Annotated in this window: 2 protein-coding genes; both read right to left on the bottom strand. The window is 78.0% G+C overall.

The features are described 5' to 3' along the window. Window positions 1-848 (bottom strand): transcription antitermination factor NusB (locus tag HCN56_RS25260; protein ID WP_312871446.1); only part of this gene is annotated, 848 nt, incomplete at its 3' end. 108 nt (window positions 849-956) lie between these two features. Continuing rightward, window positions 957-1,889: a methionyl-tRNA formyltransferase gene (gene fmt, locus HCN56_RS25255; RefSeq protein ID WP_167974931.1), complete on the bottom strand. Its 933-nt coding sequence runs from the start codon at window positions 1,887-1,889 to the stop codon at window positions 957-959. Window positions 1,890-2,126: the final 237 nt, after the last annotated feature.

Here is a 2,126-nt window from a genome sequence, read left to right as displayed (position 1 = left end):
CAGCCGTCGAGCCAGCGGCGGTCGGGGCCGTCCAGCGGCGCCGCGGCCAGCGCGAGGGCCACCAGCTGGCTGCCCTCGTCCTGCACCCCGGCGCGCCCCTCGGCGACGGCGGGCACCGCGGCGGGCTCGCCGCCCTGCGTCAGCCGCGCGGCGTAGGGGCTGTGGAGGCCGGGCTCCGCCCCGGCGGCGAGCAGCTCCGCCACCTCCGAGCGGCCGGGGCGGGCGACGAGGGTGACGGCGGGCCGCTCGTTGTCGGCCTCCAGCAGCGCCTCCATCCCGGCGCGTCCACCGCCCAGCGCGTCCCACATCGCGGAGACCACCCACCGGGGGTGGGCGTGGCGCACGGCGAGGTGCTCCTCGGCGTCCTCCTCGTACGAGGGGGCGACCCGGTCCAGCCAGGTCTCGAGGTCGTGGGCGGTGAGGCGGCGCAGCACGGCGTTGACGAACTTGGCGCGACCGTCGCCGACGGTGGCACGGGCCAGTTCCACGGTCGCGGAGACCGACGCGTGGCTCGGGATGCGGGTGGACAGCAGCTGGTGGGCGCCGAGGGAGAGCACGTCCAGGACGGGCGGGTCGACCTCGCGCAGCGGGCGGTCGACGCACTCGGCGAGGATCGCGTCGTAGGTGCCCTGGCGGCGCAGCGTGCCGTAGACCAGCTCGGTGGCGAGCGCCGCGTCGCGGTCGTCCATACCCTTCTGGCGGGCCTCGCGGAGCATCGGGGGCAGGACGAGGTTGGCGTACGCGTCCCGCTCGTCCACGGCGCGCAGCGCGTGGAAGGCGAGCAGCCGGACCGGGTCCTTCCGGGGGCGGCGGTAGGGGCGGGCGGGACGGCTCGGGCCGGTGGACACTGCTGGTTCGCTCCGCGGTGCTGGAGGGGGTGGATGGGGAGGGCCGGCGGTGCGGGGGGGGCGGCGCCGGGTCGGGCGGCCGCCGCGCCCCGGGCGCCGGTCGGGTCGTCAGCCGCCGAGGAGTTCCCCGGGCGCCGGACGGACGCCCCGCGCCCAGTCCGCCGCGGCCATGGGCTTCTTCCCTTGCGGCTGCACCCACTGGAGCTCCACCGCGTGCGAGCCGGTCCCGACGTGCACATGGTTCTTCCCGGCGACGACGGCGCCGGGGGGCAGCCCGGTGTGGGTGGGGGCGAGCGCCAACTGGCGCACCTTCAGCCGCTCGCCGCGGAAGATCGTCCAGGCGCCCGGCGCCGGCGAGCACCCGCGGACGACCCGGTCGACCCGGAGCGCCGGGGCGCGCCAGTCGAGCCGGGCGTCCTCGACGGTCAGCTTGGGGGCGAGCGTGACCCCCTCCTCGCGCTGCGGGACGCCCTGGAGCGTGCCGTCCTCGATGCCGTCCATGGTCGCCGCCAGCAGCCCGGCGCCCGCGAAGGCGAGGCGGGTCAGCAGGTCGCCGCTGGTGTCGCGGGTGCGGACGTCCTCGGTGACGACGCCGAAGACGGGGCCGGAGTCCAGCCCCTCCTCGATCTGGAAGGTGGACGCGCCGGTGGTCTCGTCGCCCGCCATCAGCGCGTGCTGCACCGGGGCGGCGCCGCGCCACGCCGGCAGCAGCGAGAAGTGGAGGTTGACCCAGCCCAGCCGCGGGATGTCGAGCGCGGAGCGCGGGATCAGCGCGCCGTACGCGACGACCGGGCAGCAGTCGGGTGCGATGGCGCGCAGCCGCTCCTGGAACTCGGGGTCGCGGGGGTGGGCGGGGCGGAGGATCTCGATGCCCTCGTCCGCCGCGTGCTGCGCGACGGGAGAGGCGACGAGGCGGCGCCCGCGGCCGGCGGGCGCGTCCGGCCGGGTCACCACCGCCGCCACCTCGTGCCGTCCGGAGGCGAGCAGTGCGTCCAGTGCGGGCACGGCCACCTCGGGGGTGCCGGCGAAGACGAGCCTCATGCTGGGTCGGTCACCGTTTCTGTTGCGGGGGCGGCGGGGGGTGCGGGTGTCGCGGGCGATCGGGGAACGGGCCGCGACCGGGGTGCAGTCTACGTTCCGCCCCGCGAGAGCGCCCGGCGAGCCCAGGGCCGGCGCCCCCAGCCGAAGACGCCACCGGCCACCGGCTGGTGACCGGTGGCGGGCGGGGCGTCACGGGCCCGCAGCCCGGCCGCGTCGCGGCGGCCTGGGCGCGGGGCG

Origin of the sequence: Streptomyces lonarensis (assembly GCF_012033735.1) — a bacterium.
Lineage (GTDB): Bacteria > Actinomycetota > Actinomycetes > Streptomycetales > Streptomycetaceae > Streptomyces > Streptomyces lonarensis.
This window is presented reverse-complemented; position numbering and strand designations above follow the sequence as displayed.